The following is a 17,465-nucleotide window of genomic DNA, read 5'->3' as shown; positions in this document are numbered from 1 at the left end:
ATCGGGGCATGCTCGTCACCGCCAGCACGGTCAAGGACACGCTGCCCAACATCCAGCGGTTCGTCAGCGGCAACCTCGCCGGCGGCGTGGACCACCTCTTCGTCTTCCTCGACGCGGGCGACCCCGAGGTGCGCGCCTGGCTCGACGAGCACCCCCACGTCACGTGCGTGCGCACCGACAGCGCGTGGTGGCAGGGCGACCGGCCCGACCAGCTCAACGTCCGGCAGCGGGTCAACGCCAACACCGTCCGGGCCCTGCTGAGCGCGGTCGACGGGGTCGACTGGCTCTTCCACATCGACGCCGACGAGATCATCCAGGTCGACCGGTCGATGCTCGACACCGTGCCGGCCGACACCCGGGTCGTGAAGCTGGCCCCGCTGGAGGCGGTCAGCCGCAAGAGCTGGGACGGCGACCCGACGTGGTTCAAGCGCCTGCTCGACAAGGACGACCTGACGCTCCTCCAGACCCTCGGCGTCCTGGACCGGCCCTCCAACGGCGCCTACTTCCACGGCCACGTGGACGGCAAGTCCGGCGTGCGTCCGGCCCTCGACGTCTGGCTGACCCTGCACCACGGCGTCGACGCCGCCAAGGAGGAGCTGCCCTCCTTCCAGGACGACTCGCTCCGCCTGCTGCACTACGAGTCGTTCTCGGGCGAGGACTTCGTGCGCAAGTGGACGTCGATCCTGGCGGCCGGGCCGATGGCCAACTTCCGCCCGGCCCGCGAGCCCACCGCGATCGCCCTGCGGACCCTGATCGGCAAGGGGCTGACCGAGGAGCAGGCGGCGCCGTACCTCATGCGCATCTTCGAGCGCACCACCGAGGACGACTTCGACACCCTGCGCGACCTCGGGCTGCTGGTCGAGGTCGACCCGCGGCAGGGCACGCACCAGCCGGCGGACTTCCCGGCGCTCGACGAGGTGCGCGGCATGCTCGAGCGGGTCGCCGCGGAGCCGAAGCGGGCCTTCCACCCGGGCGAGCCCGTGGCCGCCGCCCAGAAGGTTCTGGACGCCGTGACCGGGGTCAGGGGAGGGCGTAGCTTCCTGCGTCGGTCCTGACCAGGAGGCCGTCCGCGAGCAGGCTGGCCAGGCAGCGGGTGCGCTGGGCCTCGTCGGCCCAGGCCGTCTCCAGGCGGCCCGGTGGCACCGAGCCCTCGGCGTCGCGGAGCACGGCGAGCAGCCGGCCGCGGCACTGGCGGTCGGTGCCGGCCCAGGTCTGGACCTTCCGCGGCGGACCGTCGTACGACGGCTTGCCGGCCGCCCGCCAGGCGCACAGCCCCGCCACGGGGCAGTCGCCGCACCGTGGGTTGGCCGCCGTGCACACGAGGGCGCCGAGCTCCATCACCGCGACCGACCAGGTCGCCGCCGTGGGCTCGTCCTCGGGGAGCAGGTCCTGGGCGACGTCACGCTCGGCCCGCGTCACCGAGGCGGCGGGGAACTCCACGCCCGACACGGCGCGCGCGAGGACGCGGCGGACGTTGGTGTCGAGCACGACGTGGCGCCGCCCGTGGGCGAAGGTGGCGATCGCCGCGGCGGTGTAGTCGCCGATGCCGGGCAGCGCCCGGAGGTCGTCGTACGACGCGGGCACCTCGCCGCCGTGCTCGGCGACGATGGCGGTCGCGGCCGCGTGCAGCCGCAGGGCCCGGCGCGGGTAGCCGAGCCGGCCCCAGGCGCGGACGGCCTCGCCGGAGGACTCGGCGGCGAGGTCGCCGGGCGTGGGCCACCGGGTGAGCCACTGCTCGTGGACGGGCAGCACCCGCGCCACCGGCGTCTGCTGGAGCATGAACTCCGAGACCATCACCGACCAGGCGGACGCCTGCACGCCACGCCACGGCAGCTCGCGGGCGTGGTCGTCGTACCACGCGAGGACGGGGTCGTGGAGGGCGCTCATCGCGGTCCATTCTGGGCAACGCCCGTCCCGACAGGGAATCCGGGCCCGATCTCGTGCGGACCGTCGGTGTGGCAGCGCCGGACGGGGCCCGGCCTTGACTAGCGTTGCGCCATGACCGCCCTGACTCGTGGCCCGCTGCCGGCCCGCGTGTACTGGACGCGTCGGCTCCTCGTGCTCGGGACCGCGCTGGCCCTGGTGGTCGTGATCGCCCGCGTGCTCACCGGCGGCAGCGACGCCTCGTCGGCTGACGCCCGCGCGACGCCCGTGGCCGCCGCGCCGACCGTGACGGTCACGCCGAGCAGCACCCCCGTGGCCACCACGACGAAGAAGCCGGGCAAGCACCACAGCCACGCGCCCGTCCTCGCCGCCCCGAGCGGCCCGTGCTCGGACGAGGACATCGCGGTCGAGCCCGACGTCAAGCAGCCGGTCGCCGGGTCGGACGTGCGCATCGTCCTGAAGCTGCGCACCCTCACCGAGGAGGCCTGCACCTGGCGGGTCTCGAAGGACACGCTGACGGTCAAGGTCACCTCCGGCAAGGACGAGATCTGGTCCAGCCGCCAGTGCCCGAGGGTGGTCCCCACCGAGGACGTCGTGGTCCGCAGGGCGGTCACCGAGACGGTCGCCCTCACCTGGAACGCCAAGCGCTCCGACGACACCTGCTCGCGCTTCACCGACTGGGCGCTGCCCGGCTACTACCACGTGGTGGCCGCCGCGCTGGCCGGTGAGCCCGCCGACCTGCAGTTCAAGCTGGACGCCCCGTCCGGCCCGGTGATCACCCGGTCGCCCTCGCCGACCCAGTCGCCCCACCAGAGCAAGCACGGCGGTCGCCCGCAGGCGCCGTCGCCCAGCAGCTCCCACTGAGTCGAGTCGGCGCAACTGCCGATGGGTCAGACGTAGCGCTCGAGGATCGTCGACTCGGCGAGGCGGGACAGGCCCTCGCGGACACTGCGCGCGCGGAGCTCGCCCACGCCGTCGACGGCCTGCAGGTCGTCGACGCCCGCGGAGAGCAGCTTCTGGAGCGTGCCGAAGTGGTCCACCAGCCGGTCGACCACGGACGTGGGCAGGCGGGGAACCTTGGCCAGGAGACGGTAGCCGCGCGGGGCGACCGCGCCGTCGAGGTGCTCGCCGGTGCCCAGGCCCAGCGCGCGAGCCGCGGCCGCGGGGTCGACGAGCTCGGTGGGGGAGAGCGACTCGAGCCGCTCCAGCAGCGCCTCGGGGCTCTTCTTGCTCCGTCCGGCGGGGAGGTAGTCGCGGATCACGAGCTCCCGCTCGGCGTCGACGCCGGTGATGAGCTCCTCCAGCTGCAGCGAGAGCAGCCGGCCGTCGGTGCCGAGCTCGAGGACGTAGTCCTCGATCTCGCGGGCGATCCGGGTGACCATCTCGAGGCGCTGGGCGACGACGGCGACGTCGCGGACGGTGACGAGGTCCTCGATCTCCAGCGCGGAGAGCGTGCTGGCGACCTCGTCGAGGCGCAGCTTGTAGCGCTCGAGGGTGGCCAGGGCCTGGTTGGCGCGGGAGAGGATCTGGCCGGAGTCCTCGAGGACGTGGCGGGTCTCCCCGACGTACGCCGCGATGATCTGCATCGACTGCGACACCGAGATGACGGGGTAGCCGGTCTGCTTGGCGACCCGGTCGGCCGTGCGGTGACGGGTGCCGGTCTCCTCGGAGGGGATCATGTGGTCGGGCATCAGGTGCACCGCGGCCCGGTGGATCCGCGTGACGTCCTTGTCGAGGATGATCGCGCCGTCCATCTTGGCCAGCTCGCGCAGGCCCGTGGCGGTGAAGGGGACGTCGAGGGTGAAGCCGCCGGTGGCGATCGACTCCACGGTGCGGTCGATGCCCAGCACGATCAGCGCACCGGTGCGGCCGCGGAGGATCCGCTCCAGCCCGTCGCGCAGGGCCGTGCCGGGGGCGATGGACGCCAGCGTCGCGCGCAGGCGCAGCGTGTCGTCCGAGCGATCCGTGGCCACCACGCCGTCCTCCGTTTCGGCTTGCGGCGTTGAACTGGCCGCGGGGTCAGTCTAGGTCACGCGCGCTGGGTTGATCGCGCTTGGTGAAGTGCAGCAGTCGCAATGCGGACACGATGTCCGGGACGTCGAGCACCCTCATGCCCTCCACGACCCACGACTCGGGCTGGCGCGTCGAGCGCGCGCCCGGCTCTGCGGGCACGATCGCGACCTGGAAGCCGAGGCGGGCGGCCTCGGCGATGCGCTGCGGGAGGTCGCGCACCCGGCGCAGCTCGCCGGCCAGGCCGATCTCGCCCATGGCGACCACGCCGCGGGGTGCGGGCACCCCGGTCGTGGCGCTCGCGATGGCGATGGCCACGGCGAGGTCGCTGGCGGGCTCGCTGAGCCGGGCGCCGCCGACGGTCGAGGTGAAGACGTCGTTGTTGTGGAGCCGGATCCCGCAGTGCTGCTGGAGGATCGCCAGCACCATCGCGACGCGTGAGGAGTCCAGGCCCGAGGTGGTGCGGCGTGGCTTGTCCGACGGCGTCGGGGTGACGAGGGCCTGGACCTCGGCCAACAGGGGCCGGCGCCCCTCCATCGTCACTGCCACGCACGTCCCGGGGACGTTGGCGTGGTGGCGCTCGACGAACAAGCCCGTCGGGTCGGTGACGGCGGTGATGCCCTCCGCGGACAGGTCGAAGCAGCCGACCTCGTCGACCGGGCCGAAGCGGTTCTTCATGGCGCGCACCATGCGGAAGCGGGAGTTGCGGTCGCCCTCGAAGTGCAGGACCACGTCGACGACGTGCTCGAGCACCCGCGGGCCCGCGATCGAGCCGTCCTTGGTCACGTGGCCGACGATCACGGTGGTGATGTTGCGGGTCTTGGCCACCCGGATCAGCGCGGCGGCCACCTCCTTGACCTGGGTGACGCCACCGGGCACGCCCTCGATCCCGGACGCCCCGATGGTCTGGATCGAGTCGACCACCAGCAGGGTCGGCCGGACCTGCTCGATGTGGGTCAGCACGGCGCCGAGGTCGGTCTCGGCGGCGAGGTAGAGCTCGTCGTGGACGCCGCCGGTGCGGTCGGCGCGCAGCCGCACCTGGGAGGCGGACTCCTCGCCGGTGACGTAGAGCGTGCGGTGCTGGTAGCGGGCGGTCTGGGCGGCCACCTCGAGGAGCAGCGTGCTCTTGCCGACCCCGGGCTCGCCGGCGAGCAGGATCGCGGCACCGGGGACCAGGCCGCCGCCGAGGACGCGGTCGAGCTCGGGCACCCCGCTGGTGCGGAACTGGGAGTCCTCGACCGAGACCTGGCCGATCGGCACGGCGGCGCGGGTGACGGGTGAGGCGACGGCCCGCAGCACCGGCGCCGCGGCCTCCGCGACCGAGCCCCAGGCCTGGCACTCACCGCAGCGGCCGACCCACTTGCCGGTCTCCCAGCCGCACTCGGTGCACCGGAACGCGGGACGGGGTGACTTCGACATGACGGGAACGCTAAGCGATGGCACCGACAGGACCGGGACGCGATAGCCGTGGCGCCGAGACCGGCCTCGCCTATGCTGTGGTTGGAACGATCAAGTGAGCCGGACCGCGGGGGCGGGGCCGGCCTCGGGAAGGGGGCGTCACGGTGTCATCGACTGCCGGACGTACGTCGGCCACCCCGCCGACCCTCGCGGACGTCGCCGAGCTCGCAGGCGTCTCGCGCCAGACGGTCTCCAACGCCGTCAACAATCCCGACCTGCTCCGCGAGGACACCCTCGCGCGCGTGCAGGAGGCCATCGACGAGCTGGGCTACTCGCCCAACCGGGCAGCCCGCAACCTGCGCACCCGCGCCTCCCACCTGATCGGCATGCGGATGAACCCCGCCCAGGAGGGCACCGCCAACGCCACGATGGACCGCTTCGTCCACTCCCTGGTGGAGACCTCCCGCGAGGCGGGCTACCACGTCCTGCTCTTCGGCGGCGACCACGAGGACCCGCTCGCCGGCTACGACGACCTCCTCCGCTCCACCGCCGTCGACGCCTTCGTCATCACCGACACCTATCTCGGCAACCCGCAGGCGTCGTGGCTCGGCGCCCGGCGCGCCCCGTTCGTCGCGTTCGGCCGGCCGTGGGACCACCCCGACGCCACCCACCCCTGGGTCGACGTCGACGGCGCCGCCGGCACCGACCTCGCGACCACCCACCTGCTCGACAGGGGCCACGAGCGGATCGCCTGGATCGGCTGGCGCAAGGACTCCCGCATCGGCGAGGACCGGCGCTCGGGCTGGTCGCGGACGCTGCGCTCGCGCGGCCTGGCCACGACGGGGCTGGCCTCCCGCGTCGAGGACACCGTCGCCTCCGGCCGCGAGGCGAGCGCGGTGCTCCTCGACGAGGCGCAGCCCTCGGCGTTCGTGTGCGCGTCGGACACCCTGGCCATGGGAGTGCTCCACACGCTGGCCGAGCGCGGCCTGGCCCCCGGGCGGGACGTGGCGGTGGTCGGCTTCGACGACAGCCAGGTGGCCCAGGTCGTGCCGCCCGGCCTCACGTCGGTCCGGCAGCCGCTCGAGGACGTGGCCGCCGAGATCGTGAAGGCCCTCGAGGGCCTGCTCGGCCACCCGCCCTACGTCGGTCCCGGCGTGCTCCTCGAGCCCACCCTGGCCGTGCGCGGCAGCAGCTGAGCCCCGCTCAGAAGCCCTTCGACCAGAGGTTGACCGCGTAGTCCACCTCGGTGCCGGTGTGGCCGGCGAGGATCTCCTCGGCCAGCTCCCGGGTGAACTCGATCCCCACCACCGCCTCCAGGTCGGCCCGCGACGCGAAGGACCACCGCATGTCGACCGGCGTCCGCGTCCAGCCGCGCGTCGACCAGAAGCGCTCCACCGTGTCGGGGTCCACGGTCGGGTAGCCGCGCCGGAACCAGCCGCCGAAGGTGGAGCGGCTCGCGTCGTTGTCGATGACGAACGCAGTCCCGCCCCGGCGTACGACGCGGTCCAGCTCGGCGAGCCCGGGCTCGCAGCCCGGGCCGAAGAAGTAGGCCCACCGGGCGTGCACCACGTCCACCGACGCGTCGGGCAGCGGCACCGCCTGGGCGGTGCCGGCCAGCACGGTCACGTGCGGCAGGGCCCGGGTGCGACGGCGGGCGATCGCGACGAGGTCCGGATGAGGCTCGACGCCGGTGACCGAGGCCGCGGTCGTGGCGAACCGGGGCAGGTGGAAGCCGGTGCCGCAGCCGAGATCCAGCACGTGCCGCCCGGACCAGTCCGCGATGCCGCGCATCGCCGTCTCGAGCAGGCCGTCGGGGTCGACGGCGCGGTTCTCGATCTCGTACGTCGCCGCGTGGTGCCAGATGTTGGGGCTCGGGATCGCCCCGGGCTCGGGCCGACCCACTAGATGCGAACGAGACCGTTCGGCGTCTGGACCTGTGCGGCGATGATGCCGGGCGTGCCGTGCGGGGCGACCCACTCGACCTTGACGTCCTCGAGCGGGGCCTCGACGGTCTCGCCGAGCCACTCGCTGACCCGCTGCGGGTCGCCGGCGATCTCCAGGCACGCGAGCGAGAAGGCCGTGTCGGCGCCGGCGCTGGGGTGCAGCTCGGCCGGCGACTCCCACTGGATGAAGAACGGCAGCTGCGGGTCGGCGATCAGCCCGTTGATGCCGATCTGCTTCCACAGCAGCTCGGTGCCGTCGGGGCGGTGCCGGTAGCCGGAGGCGGCCTCACGGCCGAGCCGCGACTCCACGACCGCGATGTCGTCGACCGCGACGACCCAGCCGAGCCAGCCGCCACCGAGGGCCGACCGGGCCCGCACGGCCTGGCCGAAGGGGGCCTTGTCCGAGGCCGGGTGGTCGAGCACCTCGACGATCTCGAGGTAGGTGTTGTCGGCCAACGGCATGATCATGTTGCGGGTGCCGAAGCGTGGGTGCACGCCTCCGTCGACGAAGTCCCGGCCGAGCAGTCCCCCGAGGCGCTGGGCGGTGCTGGCGAGACCATCCGGTCCTGCGGCGTAAGAAAGATGGTCCAGGCGCATGCCAAGCATTCTCGGACAGTGCCTGTCAACACCCGCACGGCGGGGTCAGGTTCTCTTGATGTCGAGATGTCTGGCGGATCGGTCGGTGTGCAGGTCCCGTGCAGGTCAGTGCGGGTCGGCGGGGTGCAGCGCCAGCGCCGACCGGGACCGCACGTGCGTCTCGCAGTGCCGCACCAGCTCGTCGTACGCCGGCTTGCCCATCAGCTCGGTGAGCTCGGGCTCGTGGGTGACGTAGACCGGCTCGAGGGCGACGTGCGCCTCGGTGTTGCCCGAGCAGTACCAGTCCAGGTCGTGGCCGCCCGCGCCCCAGCCGCGTCGGTCGTACTCGCCGATCGAGACCTCGGTGTAGGTCGTTCCGTCCTGGCGCTCGACGTTGCGGAAGGTCCGCCGGATCGGCAGCTGCCAGCACACGTCGGGCTTGGTCTCGAGCGGGTTGCGCCCCTGCTGCAGCGCCAGCCCGTGCAGCGCGCAGCCGGCGCCGCTGTGGAAGTCGGCCCGGTTGTGGAACACGCACGCCTGCTGCCCGTCGACCACGATCGTGAGCGTCTTGCGGTCGCCCTCGTCGTCGGTCTCGATCCAGTCCTTCTTGCGGGCCGCGCGACCCCGCGGCTTGAACTGCCACTGCGTCTCGTCGAGCTGCTCGACGTACGACGCCACCCGCTTCTCGTCGTCCTTGTCGGCGAAGTGCGCGCCGAGGGTGCAGCAGCCGGTGTCGGGGGCGGTCTCGTAGATGCCCTGGCAGCCCTGGCCGAAGATGCACATGAACGACGACGTGAGCCAGGTCAGGTCGCAGCGCATCACCTCGGACTCGTCACCGGGGTTGACGAACTCGACATAGGCGCGGGGAAAGACGAGGTCCACTTCGGGCACGCCCCCAACCTACCCGCCGGGTAGCCTCGGACCATGCGTCTGGGCGTCCTCGACATCGGCTCCAACACCGGGCACCTGCTCGTCGTCGACGCGCACGGTGGTGCGGCCCCGTTGCCGGCGTTCTCCTACAAGGAGCCGCTGCGGCTGGCCGAGCACCTCGACGACGCTGGAGCCGTGTCCCAGACCGGCATCGACGCCCTCACCGCCTTCACGGCGCAGGCCCTCGTGGTCGCCGAGGACAAGGGCTGCGAGGACATGCTCGGCTTCGCGACGTCCGCCGTCCGCGACGCGGTCAACAGCGAGGCCGTGCTCGACCACGTGCACGAACGCACCGGCGTGCGCATCGAGGTGCTCTCCGGGGAGGACGAGGCGCGGCTGACGTTCCTCGCCGTACGCCGCTGGTTCGGCTGGTCGGCCGGCCGCCTGGCGGTCTTCGACATCGGCGGCGGCTCGCTGGAGATCGCCGGCGGCAAGGACGAGGCTCCCGACGTGGCCTGGTCGCTGCCGCTGGGCGCGGCGAGGCTGGCGCGGCAGTTCTTCGGGGGCGCGCGCCCCGACGACGAGGCGATCCGCCAGCTCCGCAAGGAGATCCGCGCCGAGATCGCGCGCGATGCCGGCAATCTGCTGCGGGCCGGGTCCCCCGACCGGGCGGCCGCCACGTCCAAGACGTTCCGCTCCCTGGCCCGGATCTGCGGTGCCGCTCCGTCCGGTGACGGACCCCTCGTGCCGCGGTCGCTGCCGCTGCAGCAGCTGCGCGAGTGGATCCCCAAGCTCATCGCGATCCCGCCCGACGAACTGGCCGACCTGCCCGGGGTCTCGCCGAGCCGGACCCACCAGATCGTGCCCGGCGCGCTGGTCGCCGAGGCCTGCATGGACATCTTCGACCTCACCGAGCTCGAGATCTGCCCGTGGGCGCTGCGCGAGGGCGTCATCCTGGAGCGCCTCGACCAGATCAGCGTCCTGGGCTGAGTCGCGTGACTTCCCGGACCTCTCCCCGCATCGGCCTCTCGACGGCCTCGGTCTACCCCGAGTCGTCGGCGCACGCGTTCGGCTACGCCGCCACGTTGGGGTACGACGCCGTCGAGGTGATGGTCGGGATCGACGCCCTGTCCCAGCAGACGTCCGCGGTCAAGCAGCTCTCCGAGCACCACGGCATCCCGATCTGCGCGATCCACGCACCCTGCCTGCTGTTCACCCAGCGGGTCTGGGGGACCGAGCCGTGGGGCAAGCTCGAGCGCTCGGCCGAGATGGCGGCCGAGGTCGGCGCCGAGGTGGTCGTCGTGCACCCGCCGTTCCGGTGGCAGAAGGAGTACGCCCGCGACTTCGTCAACGGGATCGCTGCGATCGAGTCGTCGACCGGCATCGCGTTCGCGGTGGAGAACATGTACCCGTGGCGGGCCTCCTCGAGGCGGGGCATGGAGATGTACCTCCCCGGCTGGGACCCCTCAGAGGAGTCCTACGCCAACACCACGATCGACCTCTCGCACGCCGCGATCGCCCAGTCCGACCCGATCCTGATGGCGCGCCGGCTCGGCGACCGGCTGCGGCACGTGCACCTCACCGACGGCACCGGGTCTGCCAAGGACGAGCACCTCGTGCCCGGGCGCGGGTCGATGGGGGCCGCCGCGTTCGTGCAGCACCTCGCCCGGTCCGGCTTCGCCGGCGAGATCGTGCTCGAGATCAACACCCGCAAGGCGAGCGGCCGCGAGGAGCGTGAGGCCGACCTGCGGGAGTCGCTCGACTTCGCCCGCGAGCACCTGGCCGTGCCCACCCCCTGACCCCGACTCGGCTGCGGCAACCCACCAGCAGCCCTCCGCAGGCGCACAATGCAACGCATGACGAGCAACGCGGTGGAGGTGCGTGACCTGGACGTCGTGCGCGGCGGGCACGACGTGCTGCGCCACCTCGACCTCACGATCGGCGGCGGCGTGACCGGCCTGCTCGGCCCGTCCGGCTGCGGCAAGTCCACCCTGATGCGCGCCCTGGTCGGCGTGCAGCGCCTCGCCGGCGGCACCGTCACGGTCTTCGGCGAGCCCGCCGGCTCGCCCCCGCTGCGCGACCGGATCGGCTACGTCACCCAGGCCGCCAGCGTCTACGACGACCTCACCGTCGCCGAGAACCTCGCCTTCTTCGCCCGCGTCCTCGGCGTGGGGAGGAGCGAGGTCGACCGGGCCGTGGAGCAGGTCGACCTGGGCCGGCACCGCGACCAGGTCGTGGGGCAGATGAGCGGCGGCCAGCGCTCGCGCGCCAGCCTCGCGGTCGCGCTGCTCAAGACCCCCGACCTGCTGGTGCTCGACGAGCCGACGGTCGGCCTCGACCCGGTCCTGCGCCGGGACCTGTGGGCGCTGTTCCACCGCCTCGCCGACGACGGGGCCGCGGTCTTCGTCTCCAGCCACGTCATGGACGAGGCCGACCGCTGTGACCGGCTGCTCCTGATGCGCGAGGGACGGATCATCGGCGACGGCAGCCCGCGGGAGATCCGCGAGCAGACCGGCGCCTCGGACATCGAGGCCGCGTTCCTCGCCATCGTGGAAGCGGACGCGGCGTGACGCCCCGGATCACGTTGGCGGTCGCCACCCGAGTCCTCACCCAGCTCCGCCGCGACCACCGCACCCTGGCGATGCTGCTGGTCCTGCCCTGCCTGCTGATCACCCTGCTCTGGTGGATGTACGACGCCACCAGGGGCACGCTGTTCGACCGGGTCGGCCCGGCCCTGCTGGCGATGTTCCCGTTCATCGTGATGTTCCTGGTGACCAGCGTGACCACCCTGCGCGAGCGCTCCAGCGGCACGCTCGAGCGGCTGCTGGCCATGCCGATGGGCAAGCTCGACTTCCTGCTCGGCTACGCCCTCGCCTTCGGGGTCGTCGCGGCCGTCCAGTCGGTGCTCGCGGTGAGCATCGCGGTCGGCCTGCTCGGGCTCGAGGTCCAGGGCCCGGTCTGGCTGCTCACCCTCGTCGCGGTCGCCGACGCCGTCCTCGGCACGGCCCTGGGCCTGTTCGTCTCGGCGTTCGCGCGCACCGAGTTCCAGGCGGTGCAGTTCATGCCTGCCCTGGTCATCCCGCAGATCCTGCTGTGCGGGCTGTTCGTGCCCCGCGACCTGCTCCCGGACGTCCTCTCGGCCGCGAGCGACGTCCTGCCGCTGTCCTACGCCGTCAACGCGATGCAGACCCTCACCCGCACCTCGGCCACGGGCGACGTGTGGCGCGACCTCGCCGTCGTCGCGGGTTTCGCGGTCACGATGCTGTGCCTGGGGGCGGCCACCCTGCGCCGTCGTACGCCGTAGCCGGCCCCCGGTCGACTCCGCCGCTTGGGACCTGCCCGGCCTCTCGGCGTAACCTCTGCCGCATGTCCCTGCTCCGTCAGCCGATCCTGCTGCTCGCCCGCAGCGAGCAGATCAAGAAGCTCGTCAGCACCATGCCCGTCTCGGCCGGCATCGTCACGAGCTACGTCCCCGGTGAGACCACCGACTCCGCGGTGGATGCCACCGCCGGCCTGGTCGGCGACGGTCTCAAGGTGACCCTGGACTTCCTCGGCGAGGACACCCTCGACGTGGAGCAGGCCGACGCGACCGTCGCGGCCTACCTCGACCTCCTCCAGGCCCTGGCGGCGCACGGGCTGACCCGCGGCGCCGAGGTGTCGGTCAAGCTCTCGGCCGTCGGCCAGGCGATCCCGGACAACGGCGACAAGATCGCCCTCGAGAACGCCCGGACCATCTGCCGGGCCGCCCGCAACGCCGGCACCACGGTGACCCTCGACATGGAGGACCACACCACCACCGACCGCACCCTCGCGACGCTGCGCGAGCTGCGCAAGGACTTCCCCGAGACCGGCGCCGTGCTGCAGGCCTACCTGCACCGCACCGAGGCCGACTGCCGTGCGCTGGCCTACGAGGGGTCGCGTGTCCGGCTGTGCAAGGGCGCCTACAAGGAGCCCGAGAGCGTCGCCTTCCAGGACCGCCTCGACGTCGACCGGTCCTACGTGCGCTGCCTCAAGGTGCTGCTCGCCGGCCAGGGCTACCCGATGATCGCCACCCACGACCCGCGCATGGTCGAGATCGCCAGCTCGCTGGCGAGCCGCTACGGCCGCGCGCAGGGGTCCTACGAGTTCCAGATGCTCTACGGCATCCGGCCCGAGGAGCAGAAGCGCCTCGCTTCCAGTGGCGAGACCATGCGCGTCTACATCCCCTACGGCCAGGAGTGGTACGGCTACCTGATGAGAAGGCTCGCTGAGCGCCCGCAGAACCTGTCATTCTTCGCGAAGTCCCTGATCTCGAAGAAGTAGCACCGGAGGCAGATCCATGGCGCAGCAGACCGCGATCCTCGGGGCGGGCGTGATGGGCGAGACCCTCCTGTCCGGTCTCGTCCGCGCCGGCCGCCGGGTGGACAACCTGCTCGTCGGCGAGAAGCGCGCCGAGCGCGCCAAGGAGCTCGAGGACCGCTACGGCGTCGCCGTCGTCTCCAACCTCGAGGCGGCTACGAAGGCCGACACGCTGGCGCTCGTCGTCAAGCCCCAGGACATGGCCGACCTCCTCCGGGAGATCGCGCCCGCCCTGCGGCCCGGCCAGCTGATCGTGTCCCTCGCGGCCGGCATCACCACGGCGTTCATCGAGTCGCACGTCCCCGACGGCGTCGCGGTCGTCCGGGTCATGCCCAACACCCCGGCGCTCGTCGACGAGGGCATGGCCGCGATCTCGCCCGGCTCCCACTGCGACGAGCACCACCTCGCTGAGGCCGAGGCGCTGATGGCCTCGGTCGGCAAGGTGCTGCGCATCCCCGAGCGCCAGCAGGACGCCGTCACCGCCATCTCCGGCTCCGGCCCGGCCTACATCTTCTTCGTCGTCGAGTCGATGATCGAGGCGGGCGTCCACCTCGGCCTGCCCCGCGCCACGGCCACCGACCTCGTGGTCCAGACCCTCGTCGGCTCGGCCAAGATGCTGCGCGAGACCGGCACGCACCCGACCGTCCTGCGTGAGCAGGTCACCTCGCCGGCCGGCACCACCGCGGCCGCGCTCCGCGAGCTGGAGATCCACCGGGTCCGCGCGGCGTTCCTGGCCGCCATGGAGGCCGCCCGCGACCGCTCCCGGGCGCTCGCCGAGGGCAGCTGACCCCCGCAAAGAGGATGCGCCCGGACCGCGCCGGCTGACACGATCGGGCGATGTCGATCCTCCACCACCGTGACGAGGGCTCCGGCCCCGTCGTCGTCCTGATCCACGCCGGCGTCGCCGACCTGCGGATGTGGCAGACCCAGGTCGAGGAGCTCGTCCCGGGCCACCGCGTCGTCCGCCCCGACCTCCGCGGCTACGGCCACACACCGCTGGAGCCCGGCGACCCCTACACCGACGCCGAGGACGTCCTCGCCCTGCTCGACCACCTCGGCGTCGAGGACTTCGCGCTCGTCGGGGCGTCCTACGGCGCGTACGTCGCCCTCCAGCTCGCGACCGCCGTCCCCGAGCGGGTCGAGCGCCTCGTGCTGCTCGCGCCGCTGGCCGAGGTCGCCGAGCCCGACGACCGGCTGCGCGACTTCTGGCGACGCGAGGGCGAGCTGGTGGAGGCCGGCGACCTCGACGCCGCGACCGACCTCAACGTCGCGACCTTCGTCGGGCCCGACGCGGCCGAGGACGCCCGCGAGCTGGTCTGGAAGATGCAGCGCGGCATCTTCGAGCACCAGGGCACCCCCGACCACGCCGAGGGTGGCGAGCTGCCGGTCGACCTGGCGCGCCTGGCCATGCACACGACCGTCGTCGTCGGAGCGCACGACCTGCCGTTCTTCGTGCAGACCGCCCACGAGCTGGTGCGGGCACTGCCGGACGCCGAGCTCGTCGAGCTGCCGTGGGCGGGCCACCTCCCCTCGCTCGAGCGCCCGCTCGAGACCGCGCACCTGGTCCGGATCGGCGTCGGCTGACGGCTCACGCGAGACCGATCGCGGCCTCGGCCGCGGCCAGCACCGGTGCGGTCACCTCGCGGCACCGTGCCGCGCCGGCCGCGAACACGTCGGTCACGTGCGCCGCGTCCGCCGCGAGGTCGTCGTAGCGCTTCCGGATCGGCTCGAGCTCGGCCACGACCGCGTCGGTGACCGCCTTCTTCAGCGCGCCGTAGGTCGTGATCCCCTGCCGGTCGCCCCCGCATGCCTCGAGGATGTCGAGCAGGTTGGTCACCCCCGGCTTCGCGGCCCGGTCCGCGCGCACCGCCGCCGGCCCCGTCTCGGAGTCGGTGACGGCTCGAGCCACCTTGCGGCGTACGACGTCGGGGGAGTCGAGCAGGAAGATCGACCCCGCCGCGTCGGCCGACTTGCTCATCTTGCGTGTCGGGTCGGCCAGGTCCATCACCCGCGCGCCGGCCGCGGGGGTGGCGATGGACGGCACCGTGAACACCGCGCCGTAGGTCGCGTTGAACCGGATCGCCAGGTCCCGGGTCAGCTCGACGTGCTGGCGCTGGTCGTCGCCGACCGGGACGACGCTCGGCCGGTAGAGCAGGATGTCGGCGGCCATCAGCACCGGATAGGTGTAGAGCGAGACCCGCGTCGACGCCACCCCGCGACCCTTCTCCTTGAACTGGATCATCCGGTTGAGCTCACCGGTGTGCGCCGTGCACTCCAGCAGGTGGGCCAGCTGGGCGTGCGCCGGGACCCGGCTCTGCCGGAACAACGTGGCCCGGTCCAACCCCACCGCCAGGAGCAGGGTGGCCATCTCGGAGGTGCGGTCGCGCAGCAGCACCGGATCGTGGGCCGTCGTCATCGCGTGTAGGTCGGACAGTCCGTAGAAGGCGTCCTCCTGCCGGGCCGCCATCGGGCGCAAGGCGCCGAGCAGGTTGCCGAGGGTCAGTCGACCGGAGGGGGTGATCAGGGAAAGGGTGCGGGTCATGGGTGTCTCCTGGGGTGAAGAGCCCACGGGACGCCCGGAAATGACGAACGGCCGCCCATGGGCGGCCGGGTGAAGTGCGTGCTTCAGGTCGTGGTCCGCCGTCAGGCGGGCCACCACTGGGTGGAGCGGTTCGTCAGCACACGACGATCATAGGGCGACCGACGGGGTAGCGTCCGGCTCATGGACTGCTCCGGACCCGCCTCGGTCGTCTTCGACCCGTCGCTGACCGAGTACAACTTCGGCGCGTCCCACCCGATGAGCCCGATCCGGGTCGACCTGACGATGCGGCTCGCCGAGGAGCTCGGCGTCCTCGACCGGGGCCTGACCGTCGTGCCGGCGCCCATGGCCGACGACGACCTGATCGCCACGGTCCACGACCGCGGGCTGATCGAGGCGGTCACGCGCTGCGGGACCGTCCCGGGCGCGTACGACGAGGAGCGCGGACTCGGCAGCGACGACAACCCGGTCTTCGAGGGCATGCACCGGGCCGCGGCCCACGTGGTCGGCGCCAGCGTCGAGGCGTTCCGGCAGGTCTGGTCCGGCGAGAGCCTGCACTCGGCCAACATCGCCGGCGGCCTGCACCACGCGATGCGCGACCGTGCGGCCGGCTTCTGCATCTACAACGACATCGCGGTCGGCATCCAGTCGTTGCTCGACCAGGGCGCCGAGCGGGTGGCCTACGTCGACGTCGACGTCCACCACGGCGACGGGGTGGAGAAGATCTTCTGGAACGACCCGCGGGTGCTGACGATCAGCCTGCATGAGACGGGTCAAATGCTCTTCCCCGGGACGGGCTTCCCCAACGACTCCGGCGGCCCCGACGCCCCGGGCAGCGCGGTCAACGTCGCGCTCCCGCCCGGCACCGGTGACGGCGGCTGGCTGCGCGCCTTCCACGCCGTGGTGCCGCCCCTGCTGCGCGAGTTCAAGCCGGAGGTGCTGGTGTCCCAGCACGGCTGCGACTCCCACATCGAGGACCCGCTGGCCCACCTGATGCTGACCGTCGACGGCCAGCGCGCGACGTACCTCGCCCTGCACGACCTGGCACACGAGGTCGCCAACGGCCGCTGGGTGGTCCTGGGTGGCGGTGGCTACGCACTGGTCGAGGTCGTCCCGCGCGCCTGGACCCACCTGCTGGCCATCGTCGCCGGCCACCCGCTCGATCCGGCGACCGAGACCCCGCCGGGCTGGCGGGAGCACGTCCGCACCGCGCTGGGGCGGCAGGCGCCGTTCCGGCTCACCGACGGCCGGGTCCCGGCCTACCGCGACTGGTCCGAGGGCTATGACCCCGACACGTGGCTGGACCGCGCCATCCACGCGACCCGCACCGAGGTCTTCCCGCTGCACGGCCTCGACCCCCTGCCGTACTGACCGGGTGCGGGGCGGTCCGTGGGCTGCGGGGGAGGGGTCGGGCCGGGCCGCCGAGGGGCTCCGGATGAGTCGTGCTGGCCGCTGCGCCACCGAGAGTGAGACGACTCCGACGGCAACCAAAGTAAAGGTGGGGGGTTAAATGCAACCCGACACGCCGGGCCGAACGGTGTCTCTTGCGTCAATCCCTTCCCCATGAGTCACATCAGGCTCTATTCTCACCCTGCGCGATGCGTGCATGCACTGGTGGGGAAGCCAGTGGCGCCTCGCAAAGAAAGTCGGTGCACGATGGCTACCAACTCGTCCGGGGACATCTCCGAAGCGAAGTTCCTGACCGTTGCCGAGGTGGCCGCGATGATGCGCGTCTCCAAGATGACCGTCTACCGCCTGGTCCACAACGGCGACCTCGCCGCGGTGCGCGTCGGGCGTTCCTTCCGCGTCCGCGAGGAGGACGCCAACGACTACATCCGGAAGAGCTTCTACAACGCCGGCTGACCCCGGCCGCTCCCTCAAACAGCACCCACGTGGTCCACTTCGGA

Annotated in this window: 19 protein-coding genes; 12 read left to right on the top strand and 7 right to left on the bottom strand. The window is 72.5% G+C overall.

Annotation, left to right across the window (positions count from 1 at the left end; genetic code table 11):
• The first annotated feature begins 8 nt into the window (after nucleotides 1–8).
• Entirely contained in the window at nucleotides 9–1,055 is a 1,047-nt protein-coding gene (locus EJF31_RS08510) for a glycosyltransferase family 2 protein (protein WP_125036646.1), read from the top strand.
• Here EJF31_RS08510 and EJF31_RS08505 read toward each other — a convergent pair.
• Nucleotides 1,021–1,887 carry an A/G-specific adenine glycosylase gene (locus EJF31_RS08505; RefSeq protein WP_125036645.1) on the bottom strand — a complete coding sequence of 289 codons (867 nt, stop codon included), beginning with the start codon at nucleotides 1,885–1,887 and terminating at the stop codon, nucleotides 1,021–1,023. The two genes, EJF31_RS08510 and EJF31_RS08505, sit on opposite strands and share 35 nt — an antisense overlap.
• Before the next feature lie 111 nt (nucleotides 1,888–1,998).
• Here EJF31_RS08505 and EJF31_RS08500 point away from each other — a divergent pair, with 111 nt between their 5' ends.
• A complete protein-coding gene (locus EJF31_RS08500; protein ID WP_125036644.1) occupies nucleotides 1,999–2,748 on the top strand; it encodes a hypothetical protein in 750 nt (249 codons plus the stop codon).
• A 26-nt stretch (nucleotides 2,749–2,774) separates the two neighbouring features.
• Here the strand turns inward: EJF31_RS08500 and disA are convergent, their stop codons facing one another.
• Together disA and radA are read right to left on the bottom strand one after the other, a co-directional pair.
• Nucleotides 2,775–3,857 (bottom strand): DNA integrity scanning diadenylate cyclase DisA, encoded by a 1,083-nt coding sequence (disA, locus tag EJF31_RS08495; RefSeq protein ID WP_125036643.1) that lies wholly within the window; start codon nucleotides 3,855–3,857, stop codon nucleotides 2,775–2,777.
• Nucleotides 3,858–3,903: 46 nt separating this feature from the next.
• Nucleotides 3,904–5,313 (bottom strand): DNA repair protein RadA, encoded by a 1,410-nt coding sequence (gene radA / locus EJF31_RS08490; RefSeq protein ID WP_125036642.1) that lies wholly within the window; start codon nucleotides 5,311–5,313, stop codon nucleotides 3,904–3,906.
• A 143-nt stretch (nucleotides 5,314–5,456) separates the two neighbouring features.
• On the opposite strand from radA, the gene EJF31_RS08485 reads away from it, so the two are divergent.
• Entirely contained in the window at nucleotides 5,457–6,488 is a 1,032-nt protein-coding gene (locus tag EJF31_RS08485) for a LacI family DNA-binding transcriptional regulator (protein ID WP_125036641.1), read from the top strand.
• Nucleotides 6,489–6,495: 7 nt separating this feature from the next.
• Here the strand turns inward: EJF31_RS08485 and EJF31_RS08480 are convergent, their stop codons facing one another.
• The 3 genes from EJF31_RS08480 to EJF31_RS08470 form a co-directional block, all read right to left on the bottom strand.
• On the bottom strand, nucleotides 6,496–7,194 hold the full coding sequence (locus tag EJF31_RS08480; protein ID WP_260430716.1) for a class I SAM-dependent methyltransferase: 699 nt from the start codon (nucleotides 7,192–7,194) through the stop codon (nucleotides 6,496–6,498).
• Nucleotides 7,194–7,832 (bottom strand): VOC family protein, encoded by a 639-nt coding sequence (locus EJF31_RS08475; protein WP_125036640.1) that lies wholly within the window; start codon nucleotides 7,830–7,832, stop codon nucleotides 7,194–7,196. Before EJF31_RS08475 ends, EJF31_RS08480 begins: the two co-directional genes overlap by 1 nt.
• A 105-nt stretch (nucleotides 7,833–7,937) precedes the next feature.
• Nucleotides 7,938–8,702, bottom strand: coding sequence for a hypothetical protein (locus EJF31_RS08470; protein WP_125036639.1), 765 nt, complete (start codon nucleotides 8,700–8,702; stop codon nucleotides 7,938–7,940).
• 33 nt (nucleotides 8,703–8,735) lie between these two features.
• Between EJF31_RS08470 and EJF31_RS08465 the strand changes: the two genes are divergently transcribed.
• The 7 genes from EJF31_RS08465 (at nucleotide 8,736) to EJF31_RS08435 (ending at nucleotide 14,603) form a co-directional block, all read left to right on the top strand.
• The gene (locus EJF31_RS08465; RefSeq protein ID WP_125036638.1) at nucleotides 8,736–9,671 is read left to right on the top strand and encodes a Ppx/GppA phosphatase family protein; all 936 of its coding nucleotides are present in this window, start codon (nucleotides 8,736–8,738) and stop codon (nucleotides 9,669–9,671) included.
• 5 nt (nucleotides 9,672–9,676) lie between these two features.
• Nucleotides 9,677–10,480 (top strand): sugar phosphate isomerase/epimerase, encoded by an 804-nt coding sequence (locus EJF31_RS08460; protein ID WP_125036637.1) that lies wholly within the window; start codon nucleotides 9,677–9,679, stop codon nucleotides 10,478–10,480.
• A gap of 57 nt (nucleotides 10,481–10,537) precedes the next feature.
• Nucleotides 10,538–11,251: an ABC transporter ATP-binding protein gene (locus EJF31_RS08455; RefSeq protein ID WP_125036636.1), complete on the top strand. Its 714-nt coding sequence runs from the start codon at nucleotides 10,538–10,540 to the stop codon at nucleotides 11,249–11,251.
• Nucleotides 11,248–11,985 (top strand): ABC transporter permease, encoded by a 738-nt coding sequence (locus tag EJF31_RS08450; RefSeq protein WP_125036635.1) that lies wholly within the window; start codon nucleotides 11,248–11,250, stop codon nucleotides 11,983–11,985. The genes EJF31_RS08455 and EJF31_RS08450 overlap by 4 nt, the downstream gene beginning before the upstream one ends.
• A gap of 68 nt (nucleotides 11,986–12,053) precedes the next feature.
• The gene (locus EJF31_RS08445) at nucleotides 12,054–12,983 is read left to right on the top strand and encodes a proline dehydrogenase family protein (RefSeq protein WP_125037701.1); all 930 of its coding nucleotides are present in this window, start codon (nucleotides 12,054–12,056) and stop codon (nucleotides 12,981–12,983) included.
• 16 nt (nucleotides 12,984–12,999) lie between these two features.
• Nucleotides 13,000–13,806, top strand: coding sequence for a pyrroline-5-carboxylate reductase (proC, locus tag EJF31_RS08440; protein ID WP_125036634.1), 807 nt, complete (start codon nucleotides 13,000–13,002; stop codon nucleotides 13,804–13,806).
• A 50-nt stretch (nucleotides 13,807–13,856) separates the two neighbouring features.
• Nucleotides 13,857–14,603, top strand: coding sequence for an alpha/beta fold hydrolase (locus tag EJF31_RS08435; protein WP_125036633.1), 747 nt, complete (start codon nucleotides 13,857–13,859; stop codon nucleotides 14,601–14,603).
• A gap of 4 nt (nucleotides 14,604–14,607) precedes the next feature.
• On the opposite strand, the gene trpS is transcribed toward EJF31_RS08435, so the two are convergent.
• Entirely contained in the window at nucleotides 14,608–15,561 is a 954-nt protein-coding gene (gene trpS / locus EJF31_RS08430; RefSeq protein WP_125036632.1) for a tryptophan--tRNA ligase, read from the bottom strand.
• A gap of 180 nt (nucleotides 15,562–15,741) precedes the next feature.
• Here trpS and EJF31_RS08425 point away from each other — a divergent pair, with 180 nt between their 5' ends.
• Together EJF31_RS08425 and EJF31_RS08420 are read left to right on the top strand one after the other, a co-directional pair.
• Nucleotides 15,742–16,929: an acetoin utilization protein AcuC gene (locus EJF31_RS08425; RefSeq protein ID WP_125036631.1), complete on the top strand. Its 1,188-nt coding sequence runs from the start codon at nucleotides 15,742–15,744 to the stop codon at nucleotides 16,927–16,929.
• A gap of 285 nt (nucleotides 16,930–17,214) precedes the next feature.
• The gene (locus EJF31_RS08420) at nucleotides 17,215–17,421 is read left to right on the top strand and encodes a helix-turn-helix domain-containing protein (RefSeq protein WP_125036630.1); all 207 of its coding nucleotides are present in this window, start codon (nucleotides 17,215–17,217) and stop codon (nucleotides 17,419–17,421) included.
• Nucleotides 17,422–17,465: the final 44 nt, after the last annotated feature.

It is taken from the genome of Nocardioides sp. LS1 (assembly GCF_003865225.1).
GTDB lineage: Bacteria > Actinomycetota > Actinomycetes > Propionibacteriales > Nocardioidaceae > Nocardioides > Nocardioides ginsengisegetis.
This window is presented reverse-complemented; position numbering and strand designations above follow the sequence as displayed.